This is a genomic window from Bordetella sp. (genome assembly GCF_057362025.1).
Map to the genome: position 1 here is coordinate 53,796 of NZ_JBMQQZ010000037.1, position 15,400 is coordinate 69,195.

The 15,400-nt window shown below is 66.3% G+C and carries 15 protein-coding genes; 5 read left to right on the plus strand and 10 right to left on the minus strand.

Annotated elements, in window-relative coordinates:
• The first annotated feature begins 139 nt into the window (after positions 1–139).
• Both ACO1P8_RS08510 and ACO1P8_RS08515 read left to right on the plus strand, forming a co-directional pair.
• The gene (locus ACO1P8_RS08510; protein ID WP_486295448.1) at positions 140–1,876 is read left to right on the plus strand and encodes an ArnT family glycosyltransferase; all 1,737 of its coding nucleotides are present in this window, start codon (positions 140–142) and stop codon (positions 1,874–1,876) included.
• The gene (locus ACO1P8_RS08515; RefSeq protein WP_486295449.1) at positions 1,873–3,273 is read left to right on the plus strand and encodes an MATE family efflux transporter; all 1,401 of its coding nucleotides are present in this window, start codon (positions 1,873–1,875) and stop codon (positions 3,271–3,273) included. The genes ACO1P8_RS08510 and ACO1P8_RS08515 overlap by 4 nt, the downstream gene beginning before the upstream one ends.
• 19 nt (positions 3,274–3,292) lie before the next feature.
• On the opposite strand, the gene paaK is transcribed toward ACO1P8_RS08515, so the two are convergent.
• The 9 genes from paaK to paaA all read right to left on the minus strand — a co-directional run bounded on the left by paaK (position 3,293) and on the right by paaA (position 11,382).
• Complete coding sequence (paaK, locus tag ACO1P8_RS08520) at positions 3,293–4,606, minus strand: phenylacetate--CoA ligase PaaK (protein WP_486295467.1); 1,314 nt, start codon at positions 4,604–4,606, stop codon at positions 3,293–3,295.
• Positions 4,607–4,672: 66 nt separating this feature from the next.
• Complete coding sequence (gene paaI / locus ACO1P8_RS08525; protein ID WP_486295450.1) at positions 4,673–5,125, minus strand: hydroxyphenylacetyl-CoA thioesterase PaaI; 453 nt, start codon at positions 5,123–5,125, stop codon at positions 4,673–4,675.
• Between the two features lie 17 nt (positions 5,126–5,142).
• Positions 5,143–5,937: a 2-(1,2-epoxy-1,2-dihydrophenyl)acetyl-CoA isomerase PaaG gene (paaG, locus tag ACO1P8_RS08530; RefSeq protein WP_486295451.1), complete on the minus strand. Its 795-nt coding sequence runs from the start codon at positions 5,935–5,937 to the stop codon at positions 5,143–5,145.
• A 42-nt stretch (positions 5,938–5,979) separates the two neighbouring features.
• Positions 5,980–7,644: a phenylacetic acid degradation protein PaaN gene (paaN, locus tag ACO1P8_RS08535; RefSeq protein WP_486295452.1), complete on the minus strand. Its 1,665-nt coding sequence runs from the start codon at positions 7,642–7,644 to the stop codon at positions 5,980–5,982.
• A gap of 31 nt (positions 7,645–7,675) precedes the next feature.
• Positions 7,676–8,752 (minus strand): 1,2-phenylacetyl-CoA epoxidase subunit PaaE, encoded by a 1,077-nt coding sequence (paaE, locus tag ACO1P8_RS08540; protein ID WP_486295453.1) that lies wholly within the window; start codon positions 8,750–8,752, stop codon positions 7,676–7,678.
• 11 nt (positions 8,753–8,763) lie between these two features.
• Positions 8,764–9,306, minus strand: a complete 543-nt coding sequence (paaD, locus tag ACO1P8_RS08545; protein WP_486295454.1) for a 1,2-phenylacetyl-CoA epoxidase subunit PaaD — start codon at positions 9,304–9,306, stop codon at positions 8,764–8,766.
• Positions 9,300–10,064 carry a 1,2-phenylacetyl-CoA epoxidase subunit PaaC gene (gene paaC, locus ACO1P8_RS08550; RefSeq protein WP_486295455.1) on the minus strand — a complete coding sequence of 255 codons (765 nt, stop codon included), beginning with the start codon at positions 10,062–10,064 and terminating at the stop codon, positions 9,300–9,302. The genes paaD and paaC overlap by 7 nt, the downstream gene beginning before the upstream one ends.
• A gap of 10 nt (positions 10,065–10,074) precedes the next feature.
• Positions 10,075–10,362 (minus strand): 1,2-phenylacetyl-CoA epoxidase subunit PaaB, encoded by a 288-nt coding sequence (gene paaB, locus ACO1P8_RS08555; RefSeq protein WP_486295456.1) that lies wholly within the window; start codon positions 10,360–10,362, stop codon positions 10,075–10,077.
• A 42-nt stretch (positions 10,363–10,404) separates the two neighbouring features.
• Entirely contained in the window at positions 10,405–11,382 is a 978-nt protein-coding gene (paaA, locus tag ACO1P8_RS08560) for a 1,2-phenylacetyl-CoA epoxidase subunit PaaA (protein ID WP_486295468.1), read from the minus strand.
• Positions 11,383–11,533: 151 nt separating this feature from the next.
• Here paaA and paaX point away from each other — a divergent pair, with 151 nt between their 5' ends.
• The gene (gene paaX, locus ACO1P8_RS08565; RefSeq protein ID WP_486295457.1) at positions 11,534–12,478 is read left to right on the plus strand and encodes a phenylacetic acid degradation operon negative regulatory protein PaaX; all 945 of its coding nucleotides are present in this window, start codon (positions 11,534–11,536) and stop codon (positions 12,476–12,478) included.
• 48 nt (positions 12,479–12,526) lie between these two features.
• Here paaX and orn read toward each other — a convergent pair whose 3' ends face one another.
• Positions 12,527–13,072 carry an oligoribonuclease gene (gene orn / locus ACO1P8_RS08570; protein ID WP_486295458.1) on the minus strand — a complete coding sequence of 182 codons (546 nt, stop codon included), beginning with the start codon at positions 13,070–13,072 and terminating at the stop codon, positions 12,527–12,529.
• 58 nt (positions 13,073–13,130) lie between these two features.
• Here orn and ACO1P8_RS08575 point away from each other — a divergent pair, with 58 nt between their 5' ends.
• Complete coding sequence (locus ACO1P8_RS08575; RefSeq protein WP_486295459.1) at positions 13,131–14,381, plus strand: M48 family metallopeptidase; 1,251 nt, start codon at positions 13,131–13,133, stop codon at positions 14,379–14,381.
• A gap of 188 nt (positions 14,382–14,569) precedes the next feature.
• Positions 14,570–15,400, plus strand: an 831-nt coding sequence (gene rsgA, locus ACO1P8_RS08580) for a ribosome small subunit-dependent GTPase A (RefSeq protein WP_486295469.1), incomplete at its 3' end; no start/stop codon positions are given.

A 15,400-nucleotide genomic window follows, 5' to 3' on the forward strand; every position in this document is an offset into this window, starting at 1 on the left:
CGCGCGCACGAAAAAAGCAGCCTGCGGGCTGCTTTTTTTTGCCGCCAGCAAGCGCCCCGACCGGCGCCGCGCGGTTTTTTCTTACGCCCGATCATTCTCAGACAGAAACGACGGTCATCTATCCGGTACAGTACGCCCCGTGTCCCCCATATCCCGCACCACCCCCGCCCGGCTGACCGCGCCGGCAACCGTCAAACTGCCCCGGCTGGCATTGCTGGGGCTGGCGGTTGCCTATATCGTGTTCGGCTTGTTCATGCGGGATCCGTGGAAGACGGACGACGTGGTGGGACTGGCGACCATGCTCACCGCGGTGCGCGATGGCGGCCATACCTGGATGCTGCCACAGGTCGGCGTCCTGGCGCATGCGGAGGAAGGCCCTCTTATCACGTGGGTGGGCGCTGCATCGATGTGGCTGTTCGGCCCGATCATGGGCGATATCACCGCGGGACGGCTGCCGAACCTGCTGTGGTTCTTCATTACCACCGCATCCCTGTGGTACGGCACCTACCTGCTGGGCCGCCGTCCGGAGGCCCAGCCGCTGGCCCTGCCCTTCGGCGGCGAACCGACGGTGCGCGACTACGGGCGTATGCTCGCCGACGCGGCGCTGCTGCTGCTGCTGGCGACGGTGGGCATTCTGCAGCGCGTACACGAAACCTCCGAAATTCCCGCCATCATGGCGACACAGGCTGCCGCCTTTTATTCGCTGGCGCGCATGCTGGACCGCCCTCGCGTGGGGGCGGTCAGCCTGGGCGTGGCATTGGCCGCCAGCTTTCTCGTGCGCGGCTGGGTCGGCGCCCTGCCCATCATGCTGGGCTCCCTGCTGGCCTTCCATCCCAAGAGCGGCCTGTGGGTCCAGCGCCGCTGGCTGCTGCTGGCCGCCGCGCTGTGCGCCGCGATCATGCTGGCGTGGTGGATTCCCGCCACCTTGACCAGCGAATACTGGATCCGCAACTGGAAGCTCTGGAATATCGATAACTACGCGCTGCCGGAAGTCGGCGACCTGCTGCGCACGCTACGCGATCTTCCCTGGTATCTGTGGCCCACCTGGCCGCTTGCCATCCTGGCCCTATCGCGCTGGTGGGCATGGCGCTACGCCCCCCACGTCTGGCTGCCGGTGGCCATGCTGGTATGCCCGTTGATCCTTATCGCGTTCACGGACGAACCTTCCGAAGGCGAATTCATCCTGCTGGTCCTGCCCTGCGCCTGCCTGGCCGCGTTTTCGCTGCCCACCCTGCGGCGGGCCGTGGTCAATACGCTGGACTGGTTTGCGGTCATGTGTTTTTCGCTGACCGCGGCTACGGTCTGGCTGGGATGGATTGCGCTGAATTTCGGTTTCCCTGCCAAGATCGCCCGCAATATCCAGCGCCAGACCACCGGCTATGTGCCGGAAATCTCCTGGCTCGCCGTGGCGCTGGCCCTGGCCGTCACGGTGGGCTGGATCCTCTTGGTGGCATGGCGGCTGCGCGTGCGGCCGACCGCGCTGTGGCGCGGCACGGTCATGTCGGCGGCCGGACTCGCCGCCACCTGGATTCTGCTGGTCCTGCTGTGGCAACCGCCCGTGGACTACGCGCGCAGCTATCGCAAGGTCTCCGGCGAACTGGCCGCGGCGCTGGCGCAGAACATGCGGCCGGGCGAGTGCGTGCGCGGGCTCGGACTGGGCAGCGGCCAGCGCGCATCCTTCCTGGTCTTCGACGACCTGAACTTCCCCTATGACAACCGCTGCACGCTGATTTTGCAGCAGACCTCGCGCAGCAGCCTGCGGGACGGTACGGCCGCCTACAGCGATGGCGCGGACGTGCTGTGGCAGGGAGGACGCCTGTCGGATCGCAGCGAAGTCTTCCGCCTCCTGCGCGTCCCCCCCACCACTCCCCGATGACGCAAACGCTGCCCACCGAAGCCCCTTTCGGGGCCTCCGTGCGCGCCATCGCGCGACAGGCCTGGCCGGTGCTCATCAGCCAGTGGGCAGGCATCGCCTTCGGCGTCCTGGATACCGCCATGACGGGCCACGCCAGCCCGGACGACCTGGCCGCCATGTCGCTGTCGGCTTCGGTCTACATCACCGTGTTCGTCGGGCTGATGGGCGTCATCCATGCGCTGATTCCCATCCTTGCCCAGCACTTCGGCGCGGGTCGCATGCGCGATGTCGGCGCAATGTGGGGCCAGGGCGTGTGGCTGGCCATCGGACTGTCCGCGATAGGCGGCGCGCTGATGCTGTTTCCCGACGCGTGGCTGTCGATGTCGGGCAACGTCGCCCCCGACGTGCGCGTCCGGGTGGCCGGCTATCTGCAGGCGCTGACGCTGGCATTGCCGGCGGCGCTGGTGTTCCGCACCATCTATGCGCTGGGCACCGCCGTATCGCGCCCCAAGCTGGTGATGGGAATCAACCTGGTCGCGGTGCTGTTCAAAGCCGTGTTCAACTGGCTGTTCATCTATGGCAAGCTGGGCCTGCCCGCCATGGGCGCGACCGGTGCGGGCCTGTCGAGCGCCGTCGTATCTTGGATGAGCCTTGGCGCCGGCCTGTGGATCCTGCGCCGCGACAAGTACTACGCGCGCTTCAAGCTGCGCCTGGGCCGGCCGGACTGGACCGCTCAAAAGGAATTGCTGCGGCTGGGCCTGCCCATGGGCGGCTCCTACCTGGTGGAAGTCTGCGCCTTCACCTTCATGGCGCTGCTGGTGGCGCGCGAAGGCACGTTCGTGATCGGCGGACACCAGATCATGTCTAACCTGGCCGCGCTGTGCTACATGATGCCGATGGCGATCGGCGTGGCCAGCGCTTCCCTGACAGCGCAAGCCATCGGTGCCGGCCGGGCGGCACAGGCTCACCGCATGGGCATGGCCGGCCTGGCCCTGGGCCTGCTGGGCGCCACCCTCACCGCCTGCGTGCTATGGGCGGGCAAGCCGCTGATCCTGCGCGCCTACACCGACAATATGGAAGTCGCCGCCGTGGCCGCCACCCTTTTGCAGGTCATTCCCCTGTTCCATCTGTGCGACGCGATGCAGTGCATCAACTCCTATCTGCTGCGCGCATACAAGGTCGCGGTGGTCCCGCTGGTGCTGCAGGTGGCCGCACTGGGTTTGTTCGGCCTGGGCGGCGGATGGCTCTTCGGCTTCGGGCCCGCGCGCGGCCATCTGGATGCGCTGCGCACCCTGCTGCTGCCGGGCTCGCCCGTGGGCGCGGGCACAATGTGGCTCATGGCGATCTTCGGCCTGGGTCTTTCGGCGACGCTGCTGCATGCCTGGTACCGGCGCATCGTTCGCGCCAGCCTGACCTAGCCACGCAGGCGCCGCGCCGCTACTTCGGCCGCTTGTCGACCACCCTGCGGGCCTTGCCGGTAAGGGTCCGTTCGACCTGGCCGCATTCGAGCACCCGTACCGCGGCGCTGACACCTATGTGCGCCTTGACCGCCTGGGCCAGCTGGCCAGCCAGCGCGGCGCGTGCTTCGTCGGCCATGCCCTCCAGTTCGGGCCTGGGTTCGGCGAGGATCTCCAGTTCGTCCAGGGCGCCGGCGCGTGTCAGCACCAATTGGTAGTGCGGCGCCAATTGGCCGGTTTTCAGCACAAGTTCCTCTACCTGGGTGGGGAACAGGTTCACGCCACGCACGATAAGCATGTCGTCGCTGCGGCCCGTGATCTTGCCCATGCGCCGCATGCTGCGCGCGGTAGGCGGGAGCAATCGCGTCAGGTCCCGCGTGCGATAGCGAATGACCGGCATGGCCTGCTTGGTAAGCGAGGTGAAAACCAGCTCGCCGGGCTCGCCATCGGCCACCGGCAGGCCGCTGTCGGGATCGACGATCTCGGGATAGAAATGATCTTCCCAGATGACCGGTCCATCCTTGGCTTCCACGCATTCGTTGGCTACCCCCGGCCCCATGACCTCGGAGAGTCCGTAGATATCCACCGCATCGATGCCGGCACGTGCCTCCAGCTCTTCGCGCAGCCTGCCCGTCCACGGCTCCGCGCCAAAGATACCGATGCGCAAGGAGGATGCTCGCGGATCCATGCCCTGCCGGTCCATTTCCTCGAGGATATTGCAGAAGTACGAGGGCGTCACCATGATGATGTCCGGACGGAAATCCTGGATCAGCTGGACCTGTTTTTCCGTCTGTCCGCCGGACATCGGGATGACCGTGCAGCCCAGCCGCTCGGCGCCATAATGCGCGCCCAGGCCGCCGGTGAACAATCCATAGCCGTAGGCGATGTGCACGATGTCGCCCGGCCTGCCCCCCGATGCGCGGATCGACCGTGCCACCAGGCCGGCCCAGTTATCCAGGTCCTCGCGGGTGTAGCCCACCACGGTCGGCTTGCCGGTGGTGCCGCTGGACGCATGCACGCGCGCTATCTGTTCGCGTGGCACGGCGAACATGCCGAAGGGATAGTTGTCGCGCAGATCCTGTTTGGTGGTGAAGGGAAACCTGGCCAGGTCTGCCAGCTGCCTGAGATCCGCGGGGTGCACGCCCGCCGCGTCGAAAGCCTGGCGGTAGTGCGGCACATTCGCATACGCATGCGCGAGCGTCCATTGCAGGCGCCGCAACTGCAGCGCCTCGATTTCGTCGCGGCTGGCGTGTTCGATGGGATCCAGTCCCGGCTTGCTTGGCGTGGCCATGATGATGTCTCCGATTCTTTTATGCCGCGCGACCGGTATCCGGCGGCCGCGTCGTCCTGCCCCGGCGCCTCAATCGCCGAGGATCTGCCCCTTGATGCGATACGAGCGGCCGCGGAACAACGCCACCGCCTGGCCATCCTGATTGGTGACGGTCACGTCATAGACTCCCGTGCGGCCGGCCAGCGATCGCTCGCGCGCCGTCGCGGTCAGCACGTCGTCCTCGCGGGCCGGCGCCAGGAAATCGATGGTGCAGCCCGACGCCACGGTACTGACATTGCGTGAATTGCACGCGAAGGCGAAGGCACTGTCCGCCAGCGAGAAAATAAAGCCGCCGTGGCAGGTGCGATGTCCATTCAGCATGTCCGACCGCACGGGCATGGTCAGGCTGGCATGGCCGGGGCCGACATCGGCCAGGCGCATGCCCAGCGCCTGGCTGGCGGCATCGGCCGCGTACATGGCATCCGCCACCGCGCGTGCCAGCGCGGCGGGATCGGCCGGGTCGGCGGGCGTGGATGCGGGCATGGCGCGCGAGTCGTCCATCATCGTCCCTGGAACCGGGGTTCGCGTTTTTCCAGGAAGGCCGCCACGCCCTCGGCGTAGTCCTGGCTACGGCCCAGTTCGCGCATCATTTCCACCTCCAGCGCCAGTTGTTCGTCCAGGGTATGGTCCATGCTGGCCAGCAGCGCACGCTTGGTATATGCCAGGCCTTTGGTGGGCGCGGCGGCGAAATGCCGGCACAGGGTTTCGAGCGTGGCGTCGAAGGCATCGTCGGCGACACATTGCCAGATCAGCCCCCATTGCTGCGCCTGGCGCGCATCGATCCTTTCACCCAGCATGGCCATGCCCATCGCCCGCGCCCGTCCGACCAATCGCGGCAGGACATAGGTGCCACCGGTATCCGGGATCAATCCCAAGCGGCAGAACACTTCGATGAAGCTGGCGGACTCTTTGGCGATGACGATATCGCCAGCCAGCGCCAGATTGGCGCCGGCGCCCGCCGCGACACCATTCACGCCGACGACCACCGGCAGCGGCAACGCGTGCAGCCGCCGCACCAGCGGCGCATAGTATTTTTCGACGGTCTCGCCCAGGTCCACTTGCGGGGCGCCCGGCGCGGGACGCCGTTCGCTCAGATCCTGGCCGGCGCAGAAGCCGCGTCCCGCCCCGGTAATCAGCAGGACCCGGGCGGACGCCCGCTCTACCTGGTCCAGCGCGCTGGCCACTTCGCCATGCATGCGCGCGGTGAAGCAATTGAGCTTGTCGGGGCGGTTCAAGGTGAGGCGGGCGATGCCGTCCTGCAGCGTGAACCGGATGTCTTCGTACGATGTCGTCATGATGCGGACGGTCCTTGGGTGCGCGGAATCGGATCCGCGGTATCAGATATGCCAGCGGGCCTGCACGACCCTGAAGCGATTCGCCACGTACGCGCTGTCGCACAGCGATGCATTTGCCGCCGGGTTGGCGCCGGTGCCATGGAAATCGCTGAACGCCGCCGATTGATTGACGAACACGCCGCCCGTCAGATTAAGCGAAAGCGCCACGCCCGCGTCTTCCGAAGCATCGCGCACGGCCCGGGCGACCTCCGCATCGGTGGTATAGGCCGACAGCGTCAACGCCCCGTGCTCGCGCGCGCCGTCACGCGCCAGCGCGATGCTTTGCGCCGTGCTCTCGGTTTCGACGACAAAGGCGATCGGGCCGAACCATTCCCGCTGAATGGCGGGGTGGTTCGCATCGGCCCGCAGCAGCAGGGGCGTGCGGATGCGCGCACCGTCGAACTGCGGGTGGGTGACGGACCGGCTCTGCGCCAGCATCGCCAGGCCCAGGTCGCGTGCCTCGTCCAGGCGAGCCAGCGTGGCATCGGCCTGGATGCCGCCCAACAGGTCGGCGGCCTTGGCGTCGTCCGCCGTCAAGGCTTGCAGCGCCGCCGCGATGGCACTTGCCACTTCCTCGAAACTGGCACGGCCCTGCGCCGTGCGGATGCCGTCGCGCGGCACATGGATGTTCTGCGGCGCCGTGCACATCTGCCCGCTGTAGAGCGCAAGCGAAAACGCCAGATTGCGCGCCATGGCCTTCAGGTCGTCCACCGAGTCGACGATAACGGCGTTCACACCGGATTTCTCGGTGTAGACCTGCGCTTGCCGGGCGTGCCGTTCCAGCCATTCGCCGTTCGCCTTGCTGCCGGTGAAATCGACGATTTTCACGTGAGGATCGGTGGCCAGGACCTGTGCCGTGTCATCGCCCGCGGGATGGGGCGCCAGCAATACCACATCCGGGTCGTAGCCGGCTTCGGCCAGCGTCTCGCGGGCGATGCGCACGGTTATCGCGAGCGGCAGAATGGCGGTGGGATGCGGCTTGACGATCACCGTGTTGCCGGTCGCCAGGCTGGCGAACAGGCCGGGATAGCTATTCCAGGTAGGAAAAGTGGAGCACCCGATCACCAGCGCGACACCGCGCGGTACGACGGCGAAATGCTTTTCCATGCGCAGCGGGTCCTGCTTGCCCTGTGGCTTCTCCCAGACGACCTGTTCGGGGATGCGCGCCATCTCGCGCCAGGCATAGGCCACGGCCTCCAGGCCGCGATCCTGGGCATGCGGACCGCCTGCCTGAAAAGCCATCAGGTAGCCCTGGCCAGTCGTATGTTGCACGGCGTGGGCGATTTCGAAACTGGCCTGGTTCAGCCGCTGCAGGATTTCCAGGGATACGCCGGCCCATGCACGCGGTCCGGCGCGGCGCCACTTCGCCAGCGCGCGCGCCGACGCCGCCACCGTGGCCTGCGGCGACAGGCGCGGATAGCTGATATGCAGATCGAAACCGAAGGGCGAACGCTCGCCGCCCGCCATCAGGTCCGCACCGTCGACCTGCAGGGGGAAATCGCCCCCCCGCAGCGCGTCGAAAGCCGCGCGCCCGGCATCGCCGGCGGTCTCGCCATAATTGCGCGGGCTGGGCGATTCCGGAAACGGGCTCCAGTATTGACGGCTCTCGGTGGCCCGCACGGCCTGCTCGAGCAGATCGCGGTGTCGTTCGAAAAAATCTGTGGTCACGGTAGTCTCCTGCGCGAACGGCCCGGGCCGTTCAGTTTTCCTGGTCGAAATCCAGTACCAGCGTGTCGCTGACCGGATAGCTCTGGCAACTCAAGACGAAACCCCGGGCGACTTCATAGTCCTCCAGGGCGAAATTCGCATCCATATCCACTTCGCCTTCGACCACCTTGCAGCGGCAGGTGGAACAGACTCCGCCCTTGCAGGAATACGGAAGTTCGATACCCTGCGCCAGCGCGGAGTCCAGCACACTGTCGCGATTCTTGTCGATGGTGAAGCTGCGCCGGTGTCCGTCCTGCACCACCGTAACGCGGCACTGCGATTGGCCCGCGACGATGCCCCCCTGACGCGGCCCGCGCGCCGCGCGCGGCGCGCCGAACAGTTCGAACTTGATGCGCTCGCGCGGGAAACCCAGGCGCTCCAGTGTGGGAACGACGTCCTCGATCATGGCCTGGGGCCCACACAAGAAAACGTAATCGATATCCCGCACGCGCAGCCATCGCGTCAGCAGGCTTTCCACCTTGGCGCCATCCAGGCGTCCATTGAAAAGTTCGACATCCTGCGTTTCGCGGCTCATGACGTGGCATAGCGAAAAGCGCGTCATGTAGCGGTTTTTCAAGTCCTCCAGCGCCTCGCGGAACAGCACCGAGGACGAGGCGCGATTGCCGTAGAACAGCGTAAAGCGGCTGTCGGGCTCGGTGGCCAGCGCGGTCTTGATCAGCGAATACACCGGCGTGATGCCGCTGCCGACCGCGAACGCCACGTAGTGGCGGGCCTGTCCGGCCGCGAAGTCGACGGTGAATTCGCCGTCCGGCGGCATTACGTCCAACACGGTGCCGGCTTGCAGCTCGCGATTGGCCCAGCTGGAAAATGCCCCGTCGTCCACCCGCTTGATCGCGACCTTCAGCGCGCCATCCTGCGGCGACGAGCAGATCGAATAGGACCGCCGCAGCTCTTGCTCGCCCACGCGGGTACGCAAGGTCAGGTACTGCCCGGGCCGGAACGGGAAGTCCGGCACCAGCGCCGGCGGCAGATCGAAAGTGAGCACGACCGCATCGCGCGTATCGCGCGCCACGTCGACGACCCTCAAGGGATGGAAGGAACTGGCCATGGCGTGGCGACTCAATGGGATTTGAAATAATCGAACGGCTCGCGGCAGCCGTTGCAGCGATAGAGGGCACGGCAGGACGTGGCGCCGAAGCCGCTGAGCATGCGCGTGTCCATGGAGCCGCAATGCGGGCAGGCCACCGCGGGCGCCGCGCGCCGGGCAATGCCGGAGACGTCGATGGCGCGTTGCGCTGGCGGTGCGATGCCTTCGGCCAGCAAGGCCCGCCGGCCCCGCTCCGAGAGCCAATCGGTCGTCCAGGCCGGCGCCAGCCGCGTGCGCACCGATACCGCGGGGATACCGTGGCCACGCAACACCCATTCGACATCCTGAGTGATTTCACGCATGGCGGGGCAACCGGAATACGTGGGCGTGATGGTGACCACGCAGACGGGAGCGGCATCCGGCCCTTCCCAGGCGATGTCGCGCACGATGCCCAGGTCGGTGACCGACAGCGCGGGCATTTCCGGATCCCGCACGGCATCCAGCCAACGCGCGATGCATTCCGGCGCGATCCGCGACGCCGGTGCCTGGGCCTGTGGCAGGACGGGCGCTACCATGCGGCCCCCGGATACGCGCGTTGCAGGAACTGCATCTCGGCCAGCAAGGGTCCCAGCGCCTCGGTGTGTCTTCCTTGCCTTCCACCGCGATAGGCGGCGTGACGCGCCAGCGCTTCGTCCGGCAAGGCCAGGGTGGCCTCTTCCAGCACCGCGCGCACCTGCGCCAGCCAGGGATCCCACAGCTCGGCAAGCGGGCAGGCGATACCGCGGCGGCAGGCTTGCGCGTCGGTGTCGTCGTCGGTGAAGAGTTCGCCCGTATAGGGCCACGCGGCCTCCACGGCCGCCTGCATGCGGCCGTGGCTTTCCGGCGTGCCATCGCCCAGGCGCACGACGATATCGGCGGAACGGCGCGCATGGTATGCCGCCTCCTTCACCGCTTTTTCCGCGATGGCCGCGACCCGGGGCTCGGACGATGACGTCAGCCGGTCCAAAAGAAAGTAGTGCCAGGTATCGAAGAAGAACTGGCGCACCATCGTATCGCCATAGTCGCCATTGGCCCTTTCCACCAGCAGCACATTGCGAAACTCGTGGGCGTCGCGCAGATAGGCGAGCTGGTCTTCATCGCGCCCCGCCCCTTCCGCCTCGGCGGCCAGCGTCAGCCACAGGCGCGCCTGCCCCAGCAGATCCAGCGCCGTGTTGGTAAGCGCCAGGTCTTCTTCCAGGATGGGGCCGTGGCCGCACCAGGCGGACAGCCTTTGCGACAGGATCAGCGTGGTATCGCCCATGCGCAGCGCGAAATCGAACAGACAGCGGTCCATCGTGGGATTCCTACATGTGCTTGACTTCGTCGGGCATCGGGAAAAAGGTCGGATGCCGATAGACCTTGCCGCGGGCGGGATCGAACAGCGCCGCTTTGTCCGACGGGTCGCTGGCGACGATGTCGCAGGCGCGCACGACCCATATGCTCATGCCCTCGTTGCGGCGTGTGTAGACGTCGCGGGCATTCATCAGCGCCATTTCGGCGTCGGGTGCATGCACGCTGCCGACGTGCTTGTGGGCCAGGCCGTGCTGCCCGCGGATGAAGACCTCCCAAAGAGGCCACTGTGTGTCGTCCATACGATCCTCCGTTGCGGCCGCGCGTGTTCCGGGAAGCCGCCGTCAGGCAGCCTTGCGCGCCCGCTGTTTTTCGGCATGGGCAGCCATGGCGTCGCGCACCCAGGCGCCGTCTTCGTGTGCGCGCACGCGCGCCTGCAGGCGTTCGCGGTTGCAGGGCCCGTGGCCATCCAGCACGGCACGGAATTCCGTCCAGTCGATTTCCCCGAAGTCGTAATGCCCTCGTTCCGCGTTCCAGCGCAAGGCCGGATCCGGAATCCGCAGGCCCAGGTATTCCGCCTGCGGCACCGACTGGTCGACCATCTTCTGGCGCAGCTCGTCATTGGAGAAAAGCTTGATGCGCCAGCGCGTGGAGCGCGCGCTGTTCGGCGATTCCGCATCGGGCGGCCCGAACATCATCAGGGCCGGCCACCACCAGCGATCCAGGGCGTCCTGGCACATGGCTTTCTGTTCCGGCGTGCCGTGCAGGCACATCTGGATGAGCAGGTCATAGCCCTGCCGCTGGTGGAATGATTCTTCCTTGCAGATGCGGACCATGGCGCGGGCGTAGGGCCCGTACGAACAGCGGCACAGCGGAATCTGGTTGATGATGGCCGAACCGTCCACCAGCCAACCGATCATGCCGATGTCGGCCCATGACAATGTGGGGTAATTGAAAATGCTCGAATATTTGGCCTTGCCGCCGTGCAAGTCCGCGATCATTGCGTCGCGCGAGGTGCCCAGGGTTTCGGCGGCACTGTAAAGATAAAGCCCGTGCCCGCACTCGTCCTGCACCTTGGCCAGAAGGATGGCCTTGCGCTTGAGGGTGGGTGCGCGCGATATCCAGTTGCCTTCCGGCAGCATGCCGACGATCTCGGAGTGCGCATGCTGCGAGATCTGGCGGATCAGCGTCCGGCGGTAGGCGTCCGGCATGGCGTCGCGCGGCTCGACGCGTACGCCGGCGTCGATGCGCCGCTGGAATGCCTGCTCCGCCGGATCCGCATCGGCGGCCGCAAGGGAATGCCCGGTTTCTTGTGCGTGCACGTCCATGGTGCTTGTCTCCTGCCCGCGTCTTTGACGTCATGACGATGCAACGATTATTTAATACAGAAATTCGTCTGTCAAACGCATTTCTGTATCACATTGGTTTTATGTATCATGTTGCGGTTGTCCATACAGGCTCGTCTTCCTTCCCATGGCCCCTGCCGCGTCCGCGCTGGAACGCCTTACCGCCCGCCTGATCGCGGCCGACCCGCCACGCGCCAAATCGCTCTGCGTCAGCCTGCTGGGCGACGCGATGGAGCCGCACGGCGGGGCGATCTGGCTGGGCGACCTGATCGCCTTGCTGCAACCGCTGGGCATCAATGAACGGCTGTTGCGCACCAGCGTATTCCGCCTGGTCGCCGAAGGCTGGCTCCACGCCGAACGGCATGGCCGCCGCAGCCTGTACCGGCTGTCCCCTCAGGGCTCGCGCCATACGTCGCATGCCGCGCAGCGCATTTACCAGGCGTCCGAACCCGCCTGGAACGGCGAGTGGACGCTGGTCGTCATCCCGCGCACGAACAACGGGCTGGCCGAACGCGCCGAACTGCGACGGGCGCTGGAATGGGAAGGCTATGGCATGGTCGCGCCCGGGGTGTTCGCCCACCCGCGCGGGCAGCCGGATCCCGCCGGCGGCATCCTCGAATCGCTGGGCATATCGGACAAGGCGGTGGTGCTGGCCGGACGCGATCTGCCCGGCGTGGGTGCCCTGCCCCTGGCGGCGCTGGCGTCGCAATGCTGGAACCTGGGCGAACTGGCGGACCAGTACCGCGAATTCATCCACCAGTTCACGCCGCTGGAGAAAACGCTGAACGCCCTGAACGGGCAGGACCGGGGCGCGCCGCCGGCGGCGGCCGCTTTCGCCGCCCGTATGCTGCTGCTTCACCGGTGGCGGCGCATCGTGCTGCACGATCCGCGCTTGCCCGCGGACATGCTCGCGCCGGACTGGCCGGGACACCCGGCCCGGGCTATGTGCCGCCGCCTGTACTGGGGCCTGTTCGATGCCTCGGAGGCCCATCTGCAAACCATCGCTGGCCACGGCGATGGCCACTTCCGGCCCTTGGCCGCCGACGCTCTGCGCCGTTTCGGGGGTCGCTAGCGGTACGGGCCGGCGCTGCCGCCGGCCCGGGCGTTCGCCATGCCGGCGTCACACCTTGAGAAAGTGCTCGCGGTAGTGCTTCAGCTCGTCGATGGAATCGTGGATGTCGGCCAGCGCTTCATGCCGGCTTTTTTTCTCGAAACTTTTGTAGACATCCGGCCGCCAGCGGCGCGCCAGTTCCTTCAAAGTGCTGACATCCAGATTGCGGTAATGGAAGAATTGCTCCAGCCGGGGCATATAGCGGAACATGAAGCGCCGGTCCTGGCTGATGGTGTTGCCGCACAGCGGCGACTTGCCGGGCGGGACATGTTGCGACAGGAAGGCGATCAGGATGTCTTCGGCCTGGGCTTCGCTGATGGTGGACGCCTTTACCTTGTCGATAAGCCCGCTTTTCCCGTGCGTGGACTTGTTCCAATTGTCCATCGCTTCCAGCAGGCTGTCGGGCTGGTGTATGGCCAGCGCCGGCCCTTCGGCCACGATGGTCAAGTCCGGCTCCGTCACCACGACGGCCACTTCGATAATGCGTTCTTTTTCCGGATCCAGGCCCGTCATCTCCATGTCGAGCCAGACCAGGCGGTTCTCGTTCAGAGCCATATAATTCGCCTTTTGAAAATCCGATTTTCTCATATCGGTTTCCCAGCCCGGACCATCCATGCTGACACTGCTGTTCGTTGCACTCCTGCTCGTCGATATCGGCATCAGGCTCTGGCTGTCCACGCGGCAAATCCGCCATGTCGCCCGCCACCGGGACCGCGTGCCCTCCGAATTCTCCAGCCGCATCGGACTGGCCAGCCACCAGCGCGCCGCCGACTACACGGTCGCGCGCGTCCGGCTGGGCATCGTGGAACGCGTTTTCGACGCCGCGGTGCTGATCGCCCTGACTTTGCTTGGCGGACTGCAGGCCATCGACCTGTTTGCCGGGCGGCTGACGGACAACGACTTCCTGCGCCAGTTGCTGCTGCTGGTCATCACCGGACTGCTGCTGGGCGCGCTGGAGCTGCCCTTCACCGTGTGGCGGCAGTTCAGGCTGGAAGCGCGCTTCGGGTTCAACCGGATGACGCCGGCCCTGTTCGTCTCGGACATGCTCAAGGGGATACTCCTGACCGCAGCGATCGGCCTGCCGCTGGTGGCTGCCATCCTCTGGCTGATGGGCAAGGCCGGTTCGCTATGGTGGATCTGGGCCTGGGGTGTATGGGTGGGATTCAGCCTGCTGACGCTGCTACTGTTTCCCATGGTCATCGCTCCCCTGTTCAACAAGTTCACGCCGCTGGCCGACCAGGACCTGTCCGCCCGCATTCGGAAACTGGTGCAGCGTTGCGGGTTCGCCATCAACGGACTATTCGTCATGGACGGATCGCGGCGCTCCGGCCACGGCAACGCGTATTTCACCGGCTTCGGCAAGTCCCGCCGCATCGTTTTCTTCGACACCCTGCTGGCGCGCCTGAACGGCGATGAGATCGAAGCCGTGCTGGCCCATGAACTCGGGCACTTCGCGCGGCGGCACATCACGCGCCGTATCTTGCTCAGCTTCGCCCTTGCCCTGGGATTCTTCGCGCTATTGGGATGGCTGGCCCGCCAGCCCTGGTTCTACGAGCAACTGGGTGTCCTGCCGCGCCTGGACGGCCGCAACGATGCGATGGCGCTGCTGCTCTTCTTCCTGGTCGTGCCGGTCTTCACGTTCCTGTTCACGCCCATCGCCAGCTGGTATTCGCGACGCGATGAGTTCCAGGCCGACGACTACGCGGCACGCCAGAGTTCCGCCGACCAACTGGTGTCGGCGCTGGTCAAGCTGTATGACGACAACGCGGCCACATTGACGCCGGATCCCGTGCATTCCGCGTTCTACGACAGTCATCCCCCGGCGGCGGTGCGCATCCGGCATCTGGCCGCGGCCGCTCGATGAGCCGCCCCTATCGCCCTTCCCGGCCGGGCCGCCAGGACGCCGCCACCATCGTGCAAGCGGACAAGGCCAAACCTAGAATACGGGAACCGGGTGATGAAGCGGACCCCGGCGGCCCCCCTGGCGTTTCCCCCAGCGGCCTGCTGGAAGGCCGCATCGTTGCGGCCCATGGACGGCATTATCTGGTCGAAATGGCCGACGGCGCGCTGCGGCAGTGTTTTCCACGCGGCAAGAAAGCCGGCGCTGCCGTAGGCGACCGGGTGCGCATCGCTCCGCAGGGCCGCGACGAAGGCGCCATCGAGCAGATCCTGCCGCGCAGCAATCTGCTGTACCGCTCCGACGAGATGCGCGCCAAGCAATTCGCGGCGAATGTCGATCGCCTCTTCATCGTCGTGGCCGTCCTGCCGACATTCTCCGACGACCTGGCCGGCCGCGCGCTGGCGGGAGCGTGGAGCGCGGGCATCACGCCATTGATCGTGCTGAACAAGATCGATCTGCACGAGGGCCTGGACGAGACACGCGCCAGGCTGGCTCCCCTGGCCCGCCTGGGGGTACCCGTGCTGGAAGTCAGCGCCCTGCAGCCCGAGGCGGCGCGCCAGACGCTATACCCGCATATGAAGGGACATATCAGCCTGCTGCTGGGCCAGAGCGGCATGGGCAAATCGACGCTGCTCAACGACCTGATACCGGGGACCAATGCCGCCACGCGCGAACATTCGATCGCCTTGGACATGGGCCGGCATACCACCACCAGCACGCGTCTTTACCATCTGCCCGAAGGCGGAGACCTGATCGATTCCCCGGGCTACCAGGCGTTCGGCCTGCAGCATCTGTCGCGCGAGGAAATCGAAAGGGGTTTTCCGGAGTTTGCCCCCTACGCGGCGCAATGCCGCTTCTACAACTGCACGCACCAGCACGCGCCCGGCTGCGGTGTCCTGCAAGCGCTTGCGGAAAAGCGGATCGATCCGGCCCGGCACGCCCTGTACCTGCGCATCCTGCACGAAAACGCCGCGGCACGGCGC

Excerpts from the sequence above, each read along its gene's own strand:
- ACO1P8_RS08515 (WP_486295449.1), top strand. The coding sequence starts at position 1,873 with ATGACGCAAACGCTGCCCACCGAAGCCCCTTTCGGGGCCTCCGTGCGC.
- paaI (WP_486295450.1), bottom strand. The coding sequence starts at position 5,125 with ATGCCCGCATCCACGCCCGCCGACCCGGCCGATCCCGCCGCGCTGGCA.
- paaG (WP_486295451.1), bottom strand. The coding sequence starts at position 5,937 with ATGACGACATCGTACGAAGACATCCGGTTCACGCTGCAGGACGGCATC.
- paaE (WP_486295453.1), bottom strand. The coding sequence starts at position 8,752 with ATGGCCAGTTCCTTCCATCCCTTGAGGGTCGTCGACGTGGCGCGCGAT.
- paaD (WP_486295454.1), bottom strand. The coding sequence starts at position 9,306 with ATGGTAGCGCCCGTCCTGCCACAGGCCCAGGCACCGGCGTCGCGGATC.
- paaC (WP_486295455.1), bottom strand. The coding sequence starts at position 10,064 with ATGGACCGCTGTCTGTTCGATTTCGCGCTGCGCATGGGCGATACCACG.
- paaB (WP_486295456.1), bottom strand. The coding sequence starts at position 10,362 with ATGGACGACACACAGTGGCCTCTTTGGGAGGTCTTCATCCGCGGGCAG.
- paaX (WP_486295457.1), top strand. The coding sequence starts at position 11,534 with ATGGCCCCTGCCGCGTCCGCGCTGGAACGCCTTACCGCCCGCCTGATC.
- orn (WP_486295458.1), bottom strand. The coding sequence starts at position 13,072 with ATGGCTCTGAACGAGAACCGCCTGGTCTGGCTCGACATGGAGATGACG.
- ACO1P8_RS08575 (WP_486295459.1), top strand. The coding sequence starts at position 13,131 with ATGCTGACACTGCTGTTCGTTGCACTCCTGCTCGTCGATATCGGCATC.